Source organism: Saccharibacillus qingshengii, from assembly GCF_013185195.1.
Classification (GTDB): domain Bacteria; phylum Bacillota; class Bacilli; order Paenibacillales; family Paenibacillaceae; genus Saccharibacillus; species Saccharibacillus qingshengii.
In genome coordinates this window covers 22,284-42,432 of the sequence record NZ_JAAZWC010000017.1, presented here as the reverse complement: position 1 = coordinate 42,432, position 20,149 = coordinate 22,284, and the positions used below count along the sequence as shown (strand labels likewise).

Sequence of the window (20,149 nt, the reverse complement as noted above, 5' to 3'; positions counted from 1 at the left end):
GAGCCCGGCCGTCCCGCACACCGAATCTTACGAGAAACGGCTGTTCAATCCGAAGAATTGGGTTCCGGCTGCTTCCGTTCAACGGCGGACCCTGCCGGATACTTGCCGTTCTGAAGCTGCCGCAGCGTATAGCCGAAGGTAATCTGGAGATGCGGATAATCGGGGAAATTGCTCCAATCGCCGCCCCATTCGAAGCCGAGGTCCTTGGCCAGTTCGACCACTTCCCTCCAATCGGAACGGCCGTTTCCGCTGCGGTCGAGTTCCATATCCCAGACAATTCGATCCGACTCATCCCGCAGCGCGAAGTCGATCGCCAAGCCGAAATTGTGATAAGACTGTCCGCCGCGGGCATTCGTCACGATATTTCCGGGCTTTTCCCGACCCTGCCGGTACAGCTCGTCCTGCTCTTCGACACCGCGAAAATCGGAAGTAATCACGACTTCGATCCCTTTCTTCGCGGCTTGGGCGACCAGTTGGTCGGACTTCTGCCGAACCTCGGGATGCAGGGCAATAATACGGCCGCCGTCGCCTCCTTCCGGAACGAAGCCGAAGTAGGCAAGCGCCTTCCAGCCGATTCCCAGCAGACCCAGCAGCAGGGCAAGGGCCATCAAGTTTCGCCCCAGTCTGTGCTTCGGGCCGCGGTTTGCCGGGCGGGACCGGGAAGCAGAGTTCCGGCTCGGCTGGGGCTGCGGTCTTTTTTCAGGACTCATGAATCGTCTCCTTTGCCGGAAATCCGTTCGGGAACGCCGGGGTTTTCTGTTATTTTACCAAATCCCCGCGGGATGCCAAAAGCCCGCTCCCTCAGAAGGGAACGGGCTCAAACTGCCGGAAATGTCCTATTCGCGTGAACAGCTTGTCGGCTGCGGGAGAAATTCGTTCCGGTTTGTTATTTGCGGGTGACCGTATATCCTTTGTCTTCGAGCAGCTTGATGACTCCGTCTGGGCCCAGGAAGTGCGCGGCTCCGACCACGATGAAGTATTCTTCCGCTTTGCCGCTATTCAGGTAACCGTCGATCTTATCGGCCATTCCGATATTGCGGTCGGTCAGCAGTGCCTTATAATATTCCGGATCTTCGGCAATGCCGGTCGTCATGGCCAGCAGCTGCTTTTCGTCTCCGCTTTTCCACATGGTGGCCATTTCGTCGGTGCTGTCCGCAATCGCATCGAAGTTCTCGATCGCCGTCTTCAGGTTTTTCTCCTGCAGCTTGTCGGATAATCCGTTGAACATGCTCAGCTGGGATTTGTACGATTCCAGTTCCAATACCGGCATCTTGCGCTCTACCGCCTGCTGGATGAAATACAGATCGATTCCGGCTGCCGCGTCGTAGCCTGCTTCGCTCGATTTCAGGCTGCTGACCGTTGTCTCGACAACCCAAGGCTTGAATTTGTCAAAAGCATTCGGCTGCAGTCCGTTATCCTTGAGCAGCTTGCCGAGCTGTTTGTACGTGTCCGCGGAGATATGGTCTTTCAATGTGCTTCCGTCCTGGTAGGTGCCCAGATCGAGGACCATCTTCTGCTGTTCTTCGCCTGCAGCCTTGCTCACGTCGATCTCGACGCCCAGATAATCGGCTTCGGCAAAAGCTTTCTCGAATTCGCTGCGCAGAGGGTAGAAACTTTTGTCCGCAATATGCATCGAACCAACCAGATAGACCGTCGTCTTGTCCTTCTTGACTTCCCACAAGAACCCGCGCGCCGCTTCGCCCGTAGCCTGCGAGACGAGCAGGACCGTGTTTGTCTTGCGATCCCAGCGAATATCGTAGCCGGCCGCTTCGGCCAGGGAACGAAGCGAGACGAACGGCACGCCGCCGATCAGTGTCCCTTTGTCTTTTACGGTAACCGTCTTGCCGTTTACGACAATCCGTACCGTACCGTTCTTGTTGTCTTTCAATTTGACTCCGAGCGCCTGGGTCGTCAGGCGTACCGGAACCATCGTGGTGCCTTTTTGCACCAAAGCTTCGCCGTACGCATAATCCAGCGTCTTGCCGTTCACTTGGACGGAGGTCTGTTCATAGCCGGGAATCGGCTGTGCGGCGAACGCCGGAACGGCGGAAGCTAGCAGACCGGCGGTAACAGTCAGAGAAAGCAGCGCGTTTTTCCATGGTTTCATTAGTTGTTCTCCTTAAGAGGGAAGTTTTAGGATGAGTTCTTAATTAGAGTTACCCATATAGATACCGTGCAGAAGCGTTTCTTTACAAGAAAGTCTTTCTCCCTATACACTGTCGGCAGAGGCGCTGGAAAAACAGCCCGGTTGTTAGCGAATAGAGGAGGTTTGAGGCCCATGCCTACACAAGACGAATTCTTTATGGAACAGGCGATTGCGCTCGCGCAGCAGGCCCGTACGCAGGGAAACGAACCGTTCGGCGCCCTTCTGGTTCGGGGCGGAACCGTCGTCATGACCGGGGAGAACAAGATCCATACCTTCTCCGATCCGACCTACCATGCGGAACTGGGATTGATCCGGCAGTTTTGCTCCGAACAGCGCATTTCCGATCTGAGCGAGTATACGCTGTACACCAGCTGCGAACCATGCATCATGTGCTCGGGCGCCATGGTCTGGTCCAAGCTTGGCCGGGTCGTCTACAGCGTAGCCCACGAACAGCTGGCGGAGATCGCCGGCGGCAGCATCATGATCGGCTCGGCGGAAGTGTTCGCGCATAGCCCGCACCGGCCGCAGTTGACGGAAAAGGTGCTGAACGAACAAGGACTGAAAGTGTTCGACGGGTATTCGTTCTAGACCGAACCCGAAGAACGCACAGAAGCGCACTCGGCAGCCGTGATCAATGATCCGCAGCCGCCCAAACGACGAAAAGCCCTTCCCCGAATGAATTCGGAGAAGGGCTTTTCCTATGCGATCCTCCCCTCGATCAGCGCACGGAGAGACGCATGGCCTTGAACCCGGCCGGCTTTAGTGAATATCTTTTTTCTTGAAATTGCCGCCCCGGACTTCCGCTACATCGTACACGACGACAAAAGCGTTCGGATCGATTTCATGGATAATTTCTTTGATCTTGCTCTCTTCGAGACGGTTGATGACGCACGTGATTTCCTTGAACTGCTCATTGGAATATCCGCCGTACGCATCCGAGTAAGTCGCTCCGCGGCCCAGGCGATCGCGGATCGTCTCGACCATCACTTCCGGTTGGTTAGTGATAATCTTGAAGGTCTTCGAACCGCTCAAGCCTTCTTCGACGATATGAATGACCTTCGACGCGATGAAGTAAGCGAGCGCCGACAGAATAGCCCCCTGCAGACCGAACACAAACGAGACGACGACGAACACGAAGGTGTTCAAGAACAGGATCAAGTCGCTGGTACCAAAAGGCAGTTTGCGCGACAGCAGCACGGCCAGCATATCGATCCCGTCAAGTGCCCCGCCGTTGCGGAGCGCAAGGCCCATGCCCGTACCGATAATGATCCCGCCGACCACGGTGACCAGCAGCGTATCGCCGTCGATGATCGTCGGAACACGGTGCATCAAGCTTGCGCTGATTGCGAGCGCCGCGATGCCGACGATCGAATACAGCGCGAAGCTTTTGCCGATCTGTTTGTAGCCCAGCCAGACGAACGGGAGATTGAGTATGGCAATGAGCAGCCCCAGCGGAATGCCGAATACTTGGGACCCCACGATGCTGAGGCCCGTTACCCCTCCGTCGGAGACCTGGTTCGGAATCAGTACGGCTTCCAGACCGTAGGCCGTCATGACCCCGCCGATCACGATCAGCAGCACTCTCGAAAAGATTTTAAGCAGTTTGTTCTTTTTCGATATTTTTTCCTGCCCCATACCCTGTCCCCTCTCTGAGAAAAATCACTAACTTATAGTTTATACCAGCGCTTCCCATTTGGGCAAATCAAAAAGGGACGATCCGGCTTGTCCGGCAGAACGTCCTGCTCTCCTTTTTTTAGCAAAATCTCTCCATTACGACGTACTCTTGTCCGCCTTTGCGGTATACGACATTCGTCCGGACGAGTCCGAATTTTTCGTAAAACGGAATTTTGTTCGTTCGGGCATTGCAGCAAATATGCTTGGCGCCTTTGCGTTTGGCCTCGTTAAGCACCGAAGCCAGCAGCCGGCTGCCGTATCCTTGATTCTGACGGTCGTTCAGCGTAGCGAACTTGCGGAACTGCGCGTCTTTCCCCTGAATGAACAGCGAGACTGCGGAGATCAGTTCCCGTCCTTCGAACAATCCGTAATGGATGCCCTCGTCGTCATCCGGCAGTTTGATATAATCGAACTCCTCTTCCGGCCACATGACCGTATGACGCAGCTCCCACGCTTGTTCTTTTGTGATGACCTTGACTCCCACTTCAAATCAAAACCTTTCGTTCAAAATATAGACTTATTCTCAACAAAAACGGACACGACTTGCTCACCCTGCTCTTACGGATCAGAAGGCGGCCGGTTCCATGTTGCATTGTACCACTTGTGCGGGGAGTGTGAGAAATTTGGATGATAAAATTTTAAATTGACCTGTCCAGCCGCTGTTAACCTTCTATTCACATTCCTCTGCTAATCTCTGTAACTGTCAGGGAGATCGAATCCACCTTGATGATGAAGAGGAGGCGGAGGGCAAATATGGTAAGATTCCTGAGCAAAAACCGGATCGTCGGTTTGGCGTTATTGGCGGTGCTGGGACTGGGGACGGGAGCGGGGCTGCTCCTGCAGGGGAGAACGGCGCAGGCGGAGACGAAGCCGACCGCGCCGCCGAAATCCAACGTCGAAGCGCCTGCCCATCTGGAGGATGCGGCGGGGCTGGAAGCGTTTGTAGATGGGATCATGGAAGAAGAGATGAACCGGCTGCATATTCCGGGAGCGGTGATCTCTATCGTCAAGGACGGCAGGATCATTTTGGGCAAAGGGTACGGCAGTTCCAATCTGGAGCAGGCGCTCCCGGTCGACGCGGCGACGAGCATGTTCCGAATCGCTTCAACGACCAAATTATTCACCTGGACCGCCGTCATGCAGCTCGTGGAACAAGGGAAGATCGATCTCGACGCGGATATCAATACCTATCTGACATCCATGCAGATTCCGGACACTTATCCCGAACCGATTACCATGCGTCATTTGATGACCCATACGGCGGGGTTTGAAGAAGGCGGCGTCGGTTATCAGATCACGACAGACCCCGCTGCCCTGCCCGGCTCTATCTCGGACACATTAAGCAGCCACAGACTTGCGCGGATTCGGCCGCCCGGCGAGATGAGTGCCTATTCGAACTATGGAGCCGCGCTTGCCGGGCTGATCGTGGAAGAAGTCAGCGGGATGTCTTATGACGATTATATTCAAAAATATCTGTTCGATCCGCTGGATATGCAGTATTCGACGGTTGCGGAGCCGCTGCCGGAGTCGTTCGCCCCTTATGGAGTCGTCGGCTATCAGAGCGAGAATGACAGTTGGGTTCCGGGCATCCCTACCTTCGAAGGCGGATTTCGACCTGCCGGCTCGGGCACCGTGTCTGCGATCGACATGGCCCACTTCATGATCGCGCATCTGCAAAGCGGAACCTATGGCGATCGGCAGATTCTGAAGCCGGAGACCGCGGCCTTGATGCATACCACGGCGTTCCAATTCGACAAGCGTCTGCCGGGCGTTACCCTAGGATTCGCGGAAAAGCGGATAAACGGGCTGACCTTAATCACGCATGGCGGCTCCGACCCTATGTTTAATACCGAATTCTATCTTGCACCTACCAAGCAGTTAGGCATTTTCTTATCCTATAACGGGGGTCCGGGCAGTGAAGCCGCGGCCGAGCTGGTGCAGGAATTGTTCGACCGGTATTATCCCGCCCCCGAAGCGGCGCCGTCCGAAGCCTACGCATCCGCGGAATCCGTGCAGAAATATGCCGGTTCCTATCGCTTTACGCGCCGCAATATCAGTGACATCGACAAGTTTTTCAACTTTTTTGCCCAGTTGAATATCGCTGCGGCTGGCAATACGTTATCTTTGGGAAGCGGGAGCGAACAGCAGCGGTACCGGGAGATCGCTCCCGACCTGTTCCAACTTGAAGGAGGGGCCGATCAGATCGGCTTCCGCACGGACAAGTCCGGCAGGGTAACGCATATGATGCTGGACATTGCTCCGGACATGCCGCTGGAGCGTATGCCGCTGCTCGATCGGAGCGGATTCTGGCTTCTGGTGATCGGGAGTTCGGCTTTCTTTTTCCTCACGGCACTGCCCGGTCCTCTCCTTTTCCGAAAAAGGTTCAAAGCAATGACGCCTGCGGAAAAGCGGGCTGTCCGATTATCGGCGGGAACTGCAAGTTGGGCGCTCTTGTCTGTGATCACTATGTTCGGGGTCGTGATGTCGATGGATACGATGCAGAAATTCAGCGGAATCCCTCCTCTGCTGTCTCTCAGTCTGATTATGCCTCTGATTACGGCGGGCTTGACCCTGGCACTGTTGATCTCAACCGCAGCGGTCTGGCGCAATAAATACTGGAAGGCTTGGGAGCGGGTCCATTACACGTTAGTGACGCTTTCGGCTGTCGGGCTGACTTTCTTTTTCCACTATTGGAATCTGCTCGGCTGGCAGTTCGGATGACGTTTCAGAGAGGAGGTTGAGCATGGCTACGGTACTGATCGCGGATGACGATGCCAATATCCGGAAGCTGATCGCTTTATATCTGCGCAAAGAAGGATTCGACCTCGAACAAGCGGGAGACGGCCGAGAGGCCTTGGTTCTCATCGAGAACTCCCGGATCGACCTGGTAATCCTGGATATTATGATGCCGGGACTGGACGGTTGGGAACTCTGTAGGGAAATCCGGCGTTCGGATGCCAATCTTCCTCTCCTGATGGTGACGGCCAAAGCGGAATCCGCCCACAAAGTCAAAGGCTTCGAGTTGGGAACGGACGATTACCTGACCAAGCCGTTCGATCCGGTGGAATTAGTCATGCGGGTCAAAGCGCTGCTCAAACGCTCGCTGGTCGTCACTTCGCAATCCGTGCAGCTCGGCAATGTGACGCTGAACCGCCGGACTTTTGAAGTGACGCGCAGTGGAGCTTCGGTCGCGCTGCCTCTGAAAGAATTCGATCTTCTGTTTCTGCTGGCCAGCCGTCCGGGGCAGATCTTCACGCGGGAACAATTGATTCAACAGGTCTGGGGATTGAATTACGAAGGAGACGGACGGACCGTGGACGTGCATATCCGCCGGCTGCGGGAGAAGTTCGGCGGACACGGCGAGAGTTTTCATATCGAAACCGCCCGCGGCCTGGGATACCGGCTGATTCCCGGACCATGATCAAGACCTTGTATGTTCGCATTCTTCTCACGTTCCTCGGCGTTATCCTTTTCAGTCTGATCTGTTCCTTTTTCATCGGCTTGTATGTTTTTCAAAAACAAATAAGCGATGAAGGACAAAACGAGATGCTTAAGGTTGGCAGAGAGATGATTCACCGTTATGACGAAGCCAAACCCGCGGACCTGGACGAGTTCTTAAGCAGCATGGTTCGCATCTCGGCGCACCCGATCCACTTGTATGCCGCTTCGGGTGAACATGCTTTTTACGGACTGCCGGATGAGTCGGCCGCTGTTATTTCCTCCGAAGCGGTCCACCAGGTGCTGCAGGGACAAGTCTACCGTTCCGGCGCGGAAGATCCGGATACGTTCATCGGAATACCGTTTATGCTCCAGGGAGAGTGGCAGGCGCTGTTCCTGCAGTATTCGGCCGAGAACGAACATATTGTCAACCGGATGATGCTCTTCGTCCTGCTGCTTGTGCTCGGACTGGGCAGCCTGTGTATGATTGCGGCGGCCAGGTACCTGGTGGAGCCGATCAAGGCTTTGACGAATGCTACCCGAAGAATGGCCTTGGGCGATTTCGAAGTGGATCTTGCCGTGAAACGGATGGACGAGATCGGAGAACTGACGCAGAGCTATACGGAAATGGCGAGGGGCCTGAAAAAGCTCGAGCAGATGAGGCAGGACTTCGTCTCCAATGTCTCGCATGAAATCCAGACGCCGCTCACCTCCATTTCCGGTTTTGCCAAAGCGCTGCAGAACCCCGACTTGATTCCCGAAGAAGACCGCAAAGATTACCTGGAGATCATTGCTGCCGAGAGCGGACGTTTGTCGCGCCTAAGCGACAATCTGCTCAAACTGGCTTCCCTGGACTCCGATCACCACCCTTTTACAGCAGTCGACTTCCGGCTTGACGAACAGATCCGGACGATCGTCGTCACGTGCGAACCGCAGTGGTCGGCCCGACACCTCGTGATCGACCTGGAACTGCCGGAAGCGGTGCATATCGTCGGAGACGAAGATCAGCTGAAGCAGGTATGGATGAACCTGCTCGGCAACAGTATCAAGTTTACGCCCGAAGGCGGGAAGATCTCTGTCCGTATCGACAGCCGCGCAGACGAAGCCGTCGTCACCGTCCGCGATACCGGCATCGGGATCGCTCCGGAAGAGCTTCACGCCGTATTCCAGAGATTCTATAAGCTGGACAAGTCGCGGCACGGAAGTTCCAGCGGAAACGGTCTGGGTCTGGCGATCGTCCAAAAAATCGTCTCCCTGCATCAGGGCCAGATCGAGCTGGACAGCACGCCAGGCGAAGGGACGACGATTAGGATCAGACTGCCTTTGCGCCAGAAGGAATGAATGCCGTGAAAAAGAGACTGTCCCAAAGCCGTAAACCCGGCTTGAGACAGCCCCTTCCTTTTTCATCCGTCAATACGCAATCCCCACACGTGCCCGAAGATACCGGCTGTCCGCGATCTGCCCGTACGCGAATTCCGCCGTATCGCCTACGGATATTTGCGTGCCGCCTTCGGGCAGAAGATCGCGCTCCGTGCGGTAGTTTCCGACCGCCTCCCCGTCCGGCAGATAGGTCGGACAGACGACCGTCCAATCCAGGTCCGAAGCCTGCAGCTGTTCGTACATGCGCCGATGCTCCTCGGCCGCACGGGTCGAACGGCGTTTGGATTCGCTGGATTCATACCGCAGCAGATGCGGCTCCGTGCGGCTCTGCAGGATGCCGGCCGTGCCGATCGTAATCAGGCGCTTGATGCCCGCCTCGCGCATCGCTTCGATAAGGAGCGGCGTACTCGCACTCAACGTCGTCGTTCCATCCGTGTTGAGTGCGCTGACCACGACCTCCGCTTGCTGCAGCGTATCGCGGATGTCCTGTGCGCTTAAAGCCTGGCCCTGCCTGATCGTCAGCCGGGCATGGGCTTCGATCTTCGCCGGATCGCGAACCAACGCCGTCACGTGGTGACCATCCCGCAGCGCATGTTCGACGATTTTTTGGCCTACGCGTCCTGTCGCGCCCAATATTCCGATATGCATCTTCGTTTACTCCTCTGCAAGTCGCAGTCCGGGGCCATACATAAAGTTCCTCCGCGTAATCACGACCACACCGATCACCAGCGCCGCTGCGCCTACCCCTACGACGTATTGGATACCCAGACCTGCGATCAACAGCCCGCCAACCGCAGAACCGATCGTGGTTCCGATATTGCAGGACGCGATAAACAGCCCATTTGCAAATTCGGGAGCTTCGGGTGCCGCCGACGAGATCAGATATTGATTGATATTGGACATGATTCCGCCTGCCAATATGCCCCAGACGAACGTAATCAGGATCATCGGTAAGGCAAATCCCCCCAGGAAGAACAACGCCGCATAGACCGCGATCAGCGCCAGGGGAAAAGCCGTTACCCACTTCCTGGCATTGTAAGTCAACAGTTTGCCCGTGACAAGGTTGCCGATGATATTGGCCGCGCCGAACACGAACAGCGTCAGACTGATTGTGCCCGGCTGCATCTGCGTGACACGTCCCAGATAATCGCTGATGTAGCTGTAGACGCCGAAGATCGAAGCATTCAGCAGCACGACGGCGCAGATCGAGATCCAGATTAACGGCAGTTTCAATACGGAGAGCTGGGTTCCATACGACTGCTTTTCGCGAACCGGCATAGCCGGGAACGCGATCCAGGTCGCCGCGAAGACGAGAGCGCTGACCAGGGCGAAGAAAGCCATGGCCGCTTCATACGAAATCAGATGGTCTATAAAACTCGCAATCGGCACTCCGGCCACCATCCCCGCAGAGACGCCGATAAAGACTTTGGATACCGCCCGGGGCGCTTCTTCTCTGCTGACCGAAGCGGCCGCAGCCGTGAAAGCCATCGAACAATAAATAGGGTGAACCAAGCCCAGCACGACGCGAACGACCAATAGCCAAGTGAAGTTGGCGATAAAAATCAACAGCACATTCCCGACGATAAACAGACCCAACACGACAAGCATCACTTTTTTGCGATCCATACCCGACAGCAGCAGCGGCGTAATCGGCCCCGATACCGCTATGGCGATCGCAAACACACTCACCGTAAGTCCCGCTTGGGCGATACTGATCCCAAAATGCTCCGCAATCGAAGGCAGCAGCCCGATCACGCCCATTTCGGTATTCAAAATGCTGAAGACGCCGATCGTCAGGATAAGAATCAACAAGCGGTTTGGTTTCTTCATCGTTTTCCGTATTCCCTCCTTCTAGTACCTTGACCGAATTAAATCTAAGGTTTGCGTTCATCGGAAACACGCACGGTTCAAGCGGGTTTTCGAGGGGCGTAACCTAACATCATTATCGGTCAAGGTACGAGTACCCTTTCAACTCTAAATCACAGGTTTACGTTTTCCTGAACTAACCATTCCGTCGGAGACTTCGTACACGCTTCAAGTACGAAATCTCAGGGGAGCGTATTCCTACCTTTAGTGTTGACAAGATACTATCCACGTTTCTTTTCCAGTCTAGCGACCTATTCTACATATAGCCAATGCTTATATCTTATGGCTTGAGATGCTTTTCGGGCATGATGTATACTGATACGAATCGGAAAAGGAGGAATCGGAACATGGAACTACGAGTCCTGCGCTACTTTCTGGCGGCAGCCCGGGAAGGCAATATTACGGCGGCGGCCGACTTTCTGCATCTGACGCAGCCCACCTTGTCGAGGCAGTTGAAAGACCTCGAGCAGCAGTTGGGCAAAAAGCTGTTCACCCGCGGCAGCCACAGCATTACGCTTACGGAGGAAGGACTGCTGCTGCGCAAAAGAGCCGAGGAACTTGTCGAAATGGCGGATAAACTGGAAGCGGAGTTTCAGGCCATGGAGGAAACCGTAGGCGGAGACGTGTATATCGGCAGCGGAGAAACGGAAGCCGTAAGACTGATCGCAGAGACGATTCAGGATCTTCGCGTATCCCACCCGCAGATTCGCTACCATATTCTCAGCGGCAATGAAGAAGACGTCACCGAACGGCTCGATCGGGGAGCGCTGGACTTCGGTGTGCTGATCGAACCGGCCAATCTGTCCAAATACACGCATATTCCTCTTCCGGTCAAAGATACCTGGGGCGTCATCATGAGAAAAGACAGCCCTCTGGCCAAGCGGGAGTTTATCCAAGTCGAAGATTTGCTCGATGTCCCGCTGCTTGTTTCCAGACAGACCATGAAGCGGACGCTGTCCCGAAACGAATTTGTGGATTGGTTCGGAGAACACTACGACAAGCTGAATATTGCCGTGACTTTCAATCTGATCTACAATGCGGCGATTATGGTCGAAGAAGGCTTGGGGTACGCGGTCACACTCGACAAGCTGGTCAATACGTCCGGCGACAGCCCGCTTTGTTTCCTTCCGTTAAAACCGAGGCTGGAATCGGGTCTGAGTCTGGTGTGGAGAAAACATCAGGTCTTCTCGGCCGCGGCCGAACGGTTCCGCACCGAAATCACCCGGAAATTGGCGGCGTATGCGGACAAGGCCGACCCTCGTTAAATCCAAGAAATCGCCACGGCAAAAAGGGACTCCGCCGAAGAAAAGGCGTTGTCCCTTTTTATATCCGATTCAGAAAAGATGATTCCAAACGATCAGGCAAAACAGATCTATGGGGTGAGCAGTTGGGTCGAAACGTCCATGATCCGGATCAGCTTCTCCTTCTGGGTCGTGGTTCGTCCCATCGCCCGGATACCGATCGACAAGGCCTGCAGATATTCCGCCGTCGCCCTGGGTTCGCATGCGGACGAAAATTCGCCTGTCTGCTGTCCCCACGCGATAATCCGCTCGAACAGCTCTTCCGTGGCAGCCATCGAACGAATCGATCTCTCATCGATCTCGGCATCGCGCGCAGCCAGTTCCGTCACCGAATTGACGATCAGGCAGCCGGGCGGCGAATCTTCGTGCTCGAAGATCATGAATCGGAAAACGGCCCGCAGCGCTTCGATCGCCTTCTCGGACTGCTTCACTTCTCCGGTGAGAACCGCTTCGACTTTGCCGATATAACGATCCATCGCCTGCAAAAACAGCGAATGCTTGTCCCCGAAAGTGTCGTACAGACTTCTGCGGTGGATGCCCATATGCTCAACCAGATCGCTCATGGATGTCTTCTCGTAGCCTTGTTCCCAGAACAGAATCATGGCTTTGTCCAGGACTTCGTTGACTTCAAACTCTTTGCTTCTGGCCATAAGAACCCCCTCCCAAAATCAATGTATCATATTGGGAACGATCCGTGAAGAATAGAGCCTCGCGCCAACCTTCTCCGGGATTAACCCAGGTCCGGGTACAGCGCCGCAACGCCTCCGGCCAAGCCCTGCTGGACCTGACGGCTGATATCGTCCGCGAGGATCTCGTAGAGGCCGGCTTCGATTCCGTCGATGGCGATGCGCGCAATGTCTTTCGGCGACGACTTCGGTGCATCCACCCCCGCTGTCATATCCGTATCCATGAATCCGACGTGCAGACCGGCTACCTTGATCTTCTTGGGAGCCAATTCCAGACGCAGCGCATTCGTGATGCCCCATTGAGCGGATTTGGCCGCCGAGTAGGCGCCTTCCGCCCCGAACGTGAGCCAGGACAAGACCGACAGGATGTTCAGGATCGAACCTCCGCCGTTTTTTTCGATGACCGGTGCGAATGCCCGGATCATCGACAGAGTGCCGAACGCATGCGTATTGAATTCTACCTGAATATCTTCCAGCTTGCCCGTGAGCAGCGAAGCTCCCGTCGACGAACCTGCGTTATTGATGAGCAGGGTCGCGTCGCTTGCGATCTGGGCCGCAGCCGCCACCGATTCCGGATCCGTGATATCGAGCTGCAGCGCGATAGCTCCCGGCAGATCGACCGATTCCGGATTTCTTGCTCCCGCGTAGACTTTGGCGCCTCTGGCCAGCAGCTCAAGAGCCAACTCTTTGCCCAATCCCCGATTCGAACCGCTTACGACCGCCACTTGTTTGGAAAGATCCATTTTTATTCCCCTTTTCTTGAATGATCGTTCTCAAAAGATTAAAAAAATAATGCGCCTTCGATTCTGCGCAGCGCCGACAATAGAGTAAAGCTGCACAATCCGTTTCCCGGATACGTCGTATCTGCCTTGCTGTTTGTAGTATAGCTCTATTGAGAACGATCGGTCAACTATTATTTGCACAGGACTTCTTCCTACTAAAAAAACCCGCAGGCGGGCAATAAATCGCCGCTTGCGGGTCGGGTTCACATCCCGATTAGATTTTGTAGGCTTTCATCGCTTTGCGCAGTTCCTTGAAAGAAGGGCGTTTGCCGTACATCAGTACGCCGGTGCGGTAGATCTTCGCCGACAGCCAGCCGAAGAAGAAGATCGAAGCCAGCAGCAGTACGAGCGATACCGCGATTTCCCAGAACGCGATCTCGCCGAGACCGATCCGCGCGATCATCGTCGTCGGCGACGTGAACGGCACGAACGACGAGATCTTCATGAGCAGCGAATCGGTATTGTTCAAGCTGAAGATCCCGATATAGAACGCCGCCAGCGACAGCATGGTCAGCGGCGTCACCGCCTGGCCGAGGTCTTCCGTGCGGCTGACGATCGAGCCCACGGCCGCATACAGCAGGGCATACAGGAAGTAGCCCAGCACGTAGAAGATCAGACCGTAGATCAGAACGTCGTACGGCATCTGCGAGAAGTCGAGATCGAAGCCGGCCAACACGTCCCGGTTGTACGGAAGCATCAGATTGACCGCGATCGTGACGCCGAATACGGCGATCTGCAGCAGTCCGACGAGGAAGACGCCGATGACTTTGCCGAACATCTGCGTCAGCGGAGAGACGCTTGTGATCAGAATCTCCATGACCCGCGAACTTTTCTCCGAGGTGACTTCGGACGCGATCATGTTGCCTGTCAGCATCGCGGAGAAGAAGAACAGCGTCATCAGGACGTAGACGGTGATGAAGTTCATCGGATTGAACTTGTCTTCCTCCGCGCCTGCAGTGCCCGTGCCTGACGTCTCGTCGTAGCTGGACGCGCCCAGCTGGACCGGCGTCGTCAGCTGCGCGATCTGTTCGTCGCTCAGCGCGCCTTCGGTAATGAAGCGCGTCTTGGCGCTCTCCAGAGCCGGCTGGAGTACCGCCTGCACGTCGGTCGGTACAGAGCCGCCTTCGGAGACATAACTCACCTGCGGGAAAGCCGTAGATCCGTCCGCTGCCGGTGGGGCCGTTACGATCTGCAGATAGCCGGCCAGATCCTGCGTTTGTGCCTGCTTGTTCAAAGCTGCCGTATCCTCGTCTTCCATCCGGACGAATACGATATCATTATCCGGCAGCTCCGCGACATAATCTTCGATCTGCTGCGCGATTTCTGTATTCTCTTGCGCCGCGATCCCAATCTTGTTGCCTGCCGCATCATCGCCCTGGAACAGCTGGATGAAGAACGGCACATGGATGCCGATCGTCATGACCAGCGCCAGCAGCAGGGTCGTAATCAGGAACGACTTGGTGCGGACTTTATTTTTGAACGTAAAGCCGATAACGGTTCCCAATCTATTCATGGCGTTCACCCACCGATCGAATAAAGATTTGGTTGAGCGTCGGTTCCTTCACTTCGAAATGACGGACTTCGCTCTGGCGCATCGCTTCGGTCAGCACCGGCACAGCCGCCGCTTCGTCCGAAATGGTCACGATATAATGTTCGGGATCGCCTTCCACTCCGGTCACGCCGGGGATGGCTTCCAGTCCCGCAACGGCCGCCGACGTCTTGAGCAGAATCTGCTCGCGCGGGAATCCGTTCTTGATCTCGCGGATATCGCCTTGAATGACGGTCTTCGACCGATCCAGAATCGTGATATTGCGGCACAGCTCCTCGACGTGTTCCATCCGGTGCGTGGAGAACAGGATGCTTGCGCCTTCGTCGCGCAGTTCCTTGACCGCAAGCTTCAGCAGCTCGACGTTGACCGGATCCAGACCGCTGAACGCTTCGTCCAGGATCAGAATTTGGGGACGATGCACGACTGCCGCGATAAAGCCCATTTTCTGCTGGTTGCCTTTGGACAGTTCTTCGATCCGCTTGTCATAGTATTCCTCGGCATCGAACTTGTTCATCCAGTATTTGAGGTTCTTCTCCGCTTCGGAGCCGTCCATGCCGCGCAGCTTCGCCAGATAGACGATCTGCTCGCTGACTTTGACCTTCGGGTACAGCCCGCGTTCTTCCGGCAGATAGCCGACCAGACGCTGTACGTCGCCGCCGTAAGGACGGCCTCCGTATGTAATACTGCCTTCGTCGGGATAGATCAGGCCCAGCACCATCCGCATCGTCGTCGTCTTGCCCGCTCCGTTCGCGCCGAGCAGGCCGTAGATCTCGCCTTCTTTTACACCAAGCGTAATGCCGTCCACCGCCGTCTTGTCTCCGTAGCGTTTGACCACGTTTTGCAAAATCAGTCGTTCCGTCATCTTCATCCTCCTCTTCCTTGGTCGGGTGCAGAATCAGTCCAGCAGACTTCCGTTCATCCAATGCTCCATCACTTCGTCCAGCTCCAGCGCCCGGACCCGGATCGGCTTGACTCCGGCTTCGTCCAGCAGCGCCGAAGCCCCGGCATAATCCAGCGTGACGAAACGGATCATGCCTTCCGCCTCGATCGCCGATTCGACGACCCCCGGCATCTCCGCGAGCAGTTCGTCGTCTCGTCCGATCCAGATTTCGCGCCCCCGGTCCAGCAGCGCATCCTTCTCCAGCAGTCCGAGTGAACGCCCTTTTTCCATCAGAACAAGGTAATCGGCCATCCGCCGGACTTCCTCCACGATATGCGTCGACAGCAGCACCGAAGCACCGTCCTCGTCCACACAGCGGCGGATTTCGTTCATCATCGTTTTCCAGGCAAAAGGATCGAGTCCCGATGAAGGTTCGTCCAGCAGCAGCAGTTTGGGTCTGGTCGCCAGGGCTGCCGCGATCTCGAACTTGCGGCGCTGCCCTTTGGACAGCTTGTTCATCTTCTTGCCGCCGGGAACCTCGAAGCGATTAAGGAGTTCTTCAAATCGCTGCCAGTCCCACTTCGGATACCACGACGCGCGGAACTGTGCCACGTCGTCCATTTTGAGACTGTCTTCTTCGGCCGCGAAATTCTCCGGCACGTAGGCGATCGAAGCGCGCACGTCCGTGGGCAGGCCCTGCGGGTAAGATTGTCCGTACCAGGTCATTTCGCCTTCGTCCGGCATGATCAACTGGGCAGCCAGCTTCATCAGCGTCGACTTGCCGGAGCCGTTGCGCCCGATCAGCGCGGTCACGTAGTTCTCGTACAGCTTCAGATCGACCGGGCCCAGCACCATGCGGTCGCGCTTCTTCACGACCCGCTTCCATTCCAACACCGCGTTCTCCATCGTTCTCCACTCCTTTTCCGGTCGACTGACGATGCCGCCGCTTGTCCGGAAACCTGCCGCCTTTCTTTCCGTCGTTTTCCTCGGGAAGGTTTTTTTGGCAGGACTCCGTCTATTTACGCTCTTCTTCCCGAAGCGTTTCATCCAACAATTCCCGAAGATCCGATAATCCGTAGCCGACCGACTTGGCCGTATCGAGCAGCTCGCGCACCGCATCCACCACGATCCGTTTGCGGTAAGCTTCCCGGTCGTCCGTGTCGACCTTGGCCACGAATGTTCCCGTGCCCTGCCTTGTCCGAAGCATTCCTTCGTTCTCCAGATCCTGATAGACCCGGCGGATCGTGATCACGCTGCATTTGAGGTCGGCCGAAAATTCCCGGATCGACGGCAGCAGCGTACCTTCCGCGATCTGTCCGGTCACGATCAGCGAGCGCAGCTGCGTCTCGATCTGGTGATACAGCGGCTCGGCGCTGCTCTCGTTAATTTGAACGGGTATCCGCATCACTTCACTCCTTATATGTCCCGCGGGGCGCTTAAGCCAAATCCCGACGCGGTACCCCTCGCTTAATGAATACGTAGGCCGTGCAGACGCCCGCCGCCCCAAGTCCGAGGAGAATCCACATCGCCGGCGAGGCCGCGCCTTGTTCCGCGCTCATGCTGATGCTCGATGCCACGACGTGTACGCCCGACAAATGCAGCGCCAGCGCGATCAGCATGATCACGGCCATCAGAATCAGGCTGTTCCAGAAGTAGGCCCGGCCCCGGAGCAGAAATTCCATCGCGATGTACAGACTGTTGAGCAGTAAGCCAAACCCTGTCCAGGTCAGGGCGAACACGACGTAAGTGCCCAGGTCGAGCTGTTCGCGCAGTCCGGAAGCCGACAGATACATGATCGCGAACAGCAGAATGCCGTTGAACAGCGTCGCCAGCAGAAGCTGCGCGATCCTTGCCCAGACCAACGCCTCGACCCCGATCGGCAGCGACCGGTAATAAGCGAGCGTATTCGTGTACGAATCTTCAGCGATGTATTTGGCAATCCGTCTGGAAAAATAATAGCCGATCATCGAAGCGATAATCCAAAACATCATGTCCGCCAAAAAAGATAATCCCGGTTGCTTCTGCAGCTGTCCCATCATCAAACCGCCGAAAAAGCCCATGTAGACGATAAACAGCAGCGATCCGATCAGGTAATAGCGGTCAATCTTGAATTCCCGGCCGAGAATGAGCCAAACTTGACGCCAGGTTCCACCCATCTTGTTCCTCCGTTCTTCGTTGGCTGGTCGTTTTCTAAAAGAAAATCAGACTGCCCTGTGCTTCTGTATATATCGATAAGCACACTCTAAACGAATTTGGGTGTTCCGTCAAGAAAAAGTACGGTCGGTCCGGATTCGCTGCACCAAAAAAACCGTCCTTCCGGCATAAGGGCCGTAAAGGACGGTCGAGTGTTCGATAAACGGGAATTCCGATTGTAGCGGGTTGCCGGTCGCAGAGCACACCGGCAAAAGCATCTTCACGATAAATCCGACTGCAGTCGCAGCCGTTTGAAGCCTTGTTTCAGGAAGCGGACGAGTTGAGTTTGCCCATCTCGTTTTCAACCACCAGCGTCAATTCTTCCTCGTACCCGCCCATAATGTGATACTTCCGAACATATTCTTTGACGAATTTTTTCGGATCGCTTGGGCGAAAAATACGAGTCATTTCCCGCAGACTTTCCTTGACTTCGTTATGACCTTTGGTCGCCATCATAATTCCCTCCCGGAACGTATTTCGTTATCGAGAATGTCAAAAAAATCTGCTGCCGACAGACGCCCCGTGAGGTCACCGTCCTGCCCGCCGCGCTGCGCCGCCCAGTTACAGACAACGTACGCCGCATAAAAGCTCAAACCTGTACCTATTTTCTTACATACCCGACGAAATGCCTACTGAATCACTTCCGGTTTGCCCTTTCTTCTCTCTTTGGCCGGATGCGACTCTCCTCCAAACGAAAACAAAGACTGAACTACAGATATTGAGAAGATGCCTACTTACGAGTATAACATTTTTCGACGAAATTGGATATAAATCGCCTTGGCGGGGAATTCATTCGAACCGGTCTTCCCCGTCCGTTCTCCGCCTTACCGATTAGACGCAAATCAACCGGAAAAGTTGCTCGGCACCCGGCTGCCGATTGCATTCCCGGCTCATTGGCTCGCAGGCCAAATCTTGGTATGATAAGCCTATCTCGCAAAAAACAGGAGGAACCCATGCAACCGCAGGAACCCAACGTCCTGATCCTGTACGCCAGCTATGGCGACGGGCATTATCAGGCGACCAAAGCGCTTGAAAAAAGTCTGCACGAACGGGGGATCCGCCAGGTCAAACTGCTGGATCTGATGGCCGAAGCGCATCCCAAGCTCAACGACCTGACCCGATTCGTCTATATGCAGAGCTACCGGACCATCCCCGGCCTGTACGGCCTCGTATACAATATGACCAAAGAAATGAAGTCGGACAAGCCGTTTGCGCATATTCTGCACGCCTTTGGCACACGCAGACTTGAGGAATACCTCAAGACGGAACGTCCAAGCGTCGTAATCCATACGTTCCCGCAGATGGTCATGCCCAAGCTCCGGCGCAAGATCGGGCTCGATATTCCGATCGTCAATGTCGTGACCGACTTCGATCTGCACGGACGCTGGCTGCATCCTGCCGTGGACCGTTTCTACGTCGCCACGGAAGAGATGCGCCGGGAAGCGGCGGCGGTCGGCATCGATCCCAATCGCATTACCGTCAGCGGCATTCCGATCAAGGACGGATTCGGATCGGCCGAAGATGACAAGGCGCGGCCGGCCGGCCGCGATCCCCATACGACCGCCGAGGCCGCCGCGTCGTCTTCGGATCTCCACGGCTTCGCCGCCGCCCGCACGCTGCGCACAGGCGAACCACCCGTGCCGGGCGTCACGCTCGACCCGGCGCGCAAGACCGTGCTGCTCATGGCCGGCGCCTACGGCGTCATGCTCGGCCTGCGCCGCGTCTGCGACCTTCTGCTGGCGCAGGGCGACATCCAGATGGTCGTCGTCTGCGGCCGCAACGAAGAGATGCGCGCCGCGCTCGCGCAGCAGTACGCGGGCGATACGCGCATCCAGGTGCTCGGCTTCACGGACCGCGTCGCCTCGCTCATGCGCATGAGCGACTGCATCGTGACCAAGCCCGGCGGCATCACGCTCGCCGAATCGCTGGCCTGCCGGCTCCCGATCTTCCTGTTCCGCCCCGTACCGGGCCAGGAACGCAATAACGCCGTCTATCTCGAAGACCAAGGCGCCGCGTTCATCTCCCGCAGCGCCGACGAACTGGCAGGCCAGATCGCGGACCTGCTGGGCGACCCGGCCAAGCTGCGCGCCGCACGCGAACGCGCAGCCGCGCTCAGCCATCCGAACGCCGCCGGCGAGATTGCCGACGACCTGATCACGCGGTATATGAGCTTCCGATCGGCCGATATTTCCGGCTGATCCGGGAGGCTGGCCGAATAGCTGCGTAGAAGCAGCTATTCGGCTTTTTCATCTGC

The 20,149-nt window shown here is 56.0% G+C and carries 20 protein-coding genes; 6 read left to right on the top strand and 14 right to left on the bottom strand.

The window, feature by feature from the left end:
- Positions 1-44: 44 nt before the first annotated feature.
- Positions 45-710 (bottom strand): M15 family metallopeptidase, encoded by a 666-nt coding sequence (locus tag HRQ60_RS15015; RefSeq protein WP_281358133.1) that lies wholly within the window; start codon positions 708-710, stop codon positions 45-47.
- Between the two features lie 176 nt (positions 711-886).
- Positions 887-2,107, bottom strand: coding sequence for a TraB/GumN family protein (locus tag HRQ60_RS15010; protein ID WP_172196783.1), 1,221 nt, complete (start codon positions 2,105-2,107; stop codon positions 887-889).
- 171 nt (positions 2,108-2,278) lie between these two features.
- Here HRQ60_RS15010 and HRQ60_RS15005 point away from each other — a divergent pair, with 171 nt between their 5' ends.
- Positions 2,279-2,734 (top strand): nucleoside deaminase, encoded by a 456-nt coding sequence (locus HRQ60_RS15005; protein WP_172196781.1) that lies wholly within the window; start codon positions 2,279-2,281, stop codon positions 2,732-2,734.
- A 171-nt stretch (positions 2,735-2,905) separates the two neighbouring features.
- On the opposite strand, the gene HRQ60_RS15000 is transcribed toward HRQ60_RS15005, so the two are convergent.
- The gene (locus HRQ60_RS15000) at positions 2,906-3,781 is read right to left on the bottom strand and encodes a YitT family protein (RefSeq protein WP_172196779.1); all 876 of its coding nucleotides are present in this window, start codon (positions 3,779-3,781) and stop codon (positions 2,906-2,908) included.
- 118 nt (positions 3,782-3,899) lie between these two features.
- The gene (locus tag HRQ60_RS14995; protein WP_172196777.1) at positions 3,900-4,304 is read right to left on the bottom strand and encodes a GNAT family N-acetyltransferase; all 405 of its coding nucleotides are present in this window, start codon (positions 4,302-4,304) and stop codon (positions 3,900-3,902) included.
- Positions 4,305-4,573: 269 nt separating this feature from the next.
- Between HRQ60_RS14995 and HRQ60_RS14990 the strand changes: the two genes are divergently transcribed.
- The 3 genes from HRQ60_RS14990 (at position 4,574) to HRQ60_RS14980 (ending at position 8,599) form a co-directional block, all read left to right on the top strand.
- Positions 4,574-6,541, top strand: coding sequence for a serine hydrolase domain-containing protein (locus HRQ60_RS14990; protein ID WP_172196775.1), 1,968 nt, complete (start codon positions 4,574-4,576; stop codon positions 6,539-6,541).
- Positions 6,542-6,563: 22 nt separating this feature from the next.
- A complete protein-coding gene (locus tag HRQ60_RS14985) occupies positions 6,564-7,241 on the top strand; it encodes a response regulator transcription factor (protein WP_172196773.1) in 678 nt (225 codons plus the stop codon).
- A gap of 146 nt (positions 7,242-7,387) precedes the next feature.
- Positions 7,388-8,599, top strand: a complete 1,212-nt coding sequence (locus tag HRQ60_RS14980) for a HAMP domain-containing sensor histidine kinase (RefSeq protein WP_246281345.1) — start codon at positions 7,388-7,390, stop codon at positions 8,597-8,599.
- Positions 8,600-8,668: 69 nt separating this feature from the next.
- Here HRQ60_RS14980 and HRQ60_RS14975 read toward each other — a convergent pair whose 3' ends face one another.
- Complete coding sequence (locus tag HRQ60_RS14975) at positions 8,669-9,286, bottom strand: NAD(P)-dependent oxidoreductase (protein ID WP_172196769.1); 618 nt, start codon at positions 9,284-9,286, stop codon at positions 8,669-8,671.
- 6 nt (positions 9,287-9,292) lie between these two features.
- On the bottom strand, positions 9,293-10,468 hold the full coding sequence (locus HRQ60_RS14970; protein WP_172196767.1) for an MFS transporter: 1,176 nt from the start codon (positions 10,466-10,468) through the stop codon (positions 9,293-9,295).
- 383 nt (positions 10,469-10,851) lie between these two features.
- Here HRQ60_RS14970 and HRQ60_RS14965 point away from each other — a divergent pair, with 383 nt between their 5' ends.
- Positions 10,852-11,769, top strand: a complete 918-nt coding sequence (locus tag HRQ60_RS14965) for a LysR family transcriptional regulator (protein ID WP_172196765.1) — start codon at positions 10,852-10,854, stop codon at positions 11,767-11,769.
- Between the two features lie 107 nt (positions 11,770-11,876).
- Here the strand turns inward: HRQ60_RS14965 and HRQ60_RS14960 are convergent, their stop codons facing one another.
- The 8 genes from HRQ60_RS14960 to HRQ60_RS14925 form a co-directional block, all read right to left on the bottom strand.
- Positions 11,877-12,455, bottom strand: coding sequence for a TetR/AcrR family transcriptional regulator (locus HRQ60_RS14960; protein WP_172196763.1), 579 nt, complete (start codon positions 12,453-12,455; stop codon positions 11,877-11,879).
- An 80-nt stretch (positions 12,456-12,535) separates the two neighbouring features.
- Positions 12,536-13,234: an SDR family oxidoreductase gene (locus tag HRQ60_RS14955; RefSeq protein ID WP_172196761.1), complete on the bottom strand. Its 699-nt coding sequence runs from the start codon at positions 13,232-13,234 to the stop codon at positions 12,536-12,538.
- 253 nt (positions 13,235-13,487) lie between these two features.
- Positions 13,488-14,786 carry an ABC transporter permease gene (locus HRQ60_RS14950; RefSeq protein WP_172196759.1) on the bottom strand — a complete coding sequence of 433 codons (1,299 nt, stop codon included), beginning with the start codon at positions 14,784-14,786 and terminating at the stop codon, positions 13,488-13,490.
- Positions 14,779-15,684: an ABC transporter ATP-binding protein gene (locus HRQ60_RS14945; protein WP_172196757.1), complete on the bottom strand. Its 906-nt coding sequence runs from the start codon at positions 15,682-15,684 to the stop codon at positions 14,779-14,781. Before HRQ60_RS14945 ends, HRQ60_RS14950 begins: the two co-directional genes overlap by 8 nt.
- A gap of 33 nt (positions 15,685-15,717) precedes the next feature.
- Complete coding sequence (locus HRQ60_RS14940; protein ID WP_172196755.1) at positions 15,718-16,608, bottom strand: ABC transporter ATP-binding protein; 891 nt, start codon at positions 16,606-16,608, stop codon at positions 15,718-15,720.
- A 109-nt stretch (positions 16,609-16,717) separates the two neighbouring features.
- Positions 16,718-17,107, bottom strand: coding sequence for a GntR family transcriptional regulator (locus tag HRQ60_RS14935; protein ID WP_172196753.1), 390 nt, complete (start codon positions 17,105-17,107; stop codon positions 16,718-16,720).
- Positions 17,108-17,138: 31 nt separating this feature from the next.
- Positions 17,139-17,858 (bottom strand): hypothetical protein, encoded by a 720-nt coding sequence (locus HRQ60_RS14930; protein ID WP_172196751.1) that lies wholly within the window; start codon positions 17,856-17,858, stop codon positions 17,139-17,141.
- A 301-nt stretch (positions 17,859-18,159) separates the two neighbouring features.
- Positions 18,160-18,348, bottom strand: coding sequence for a hypothetical protein (locus HRQ60_RS14925; RefSeq protein WP_018977850.1), 189 nt, complete (start codon positions 18,346-18,348; stop codon positions 18,160-18,162).
- Positions 18,349-18,848: 500 nt separating this feature from the next.
- Here HRQ60_RS14925 and HRQ60_RS14920 point away from each other — a divergent pair, with 500 nt between their 5' ends.
- Positions 18,849-20,093: an MGDG synthase family glycosyltransferase gene (locus tag HRQ60_RS14920; RefSeq protein WP_172196749.1), complete on the top strand. Its 1,245-nt coding sequence runs from the start codon at positions 18,849-18,851 to the stop codon at positions 20,091-20,093.
- The last annotated feature ends 56 nt before the right edge of the window (positions 20,094-20,149 follow it).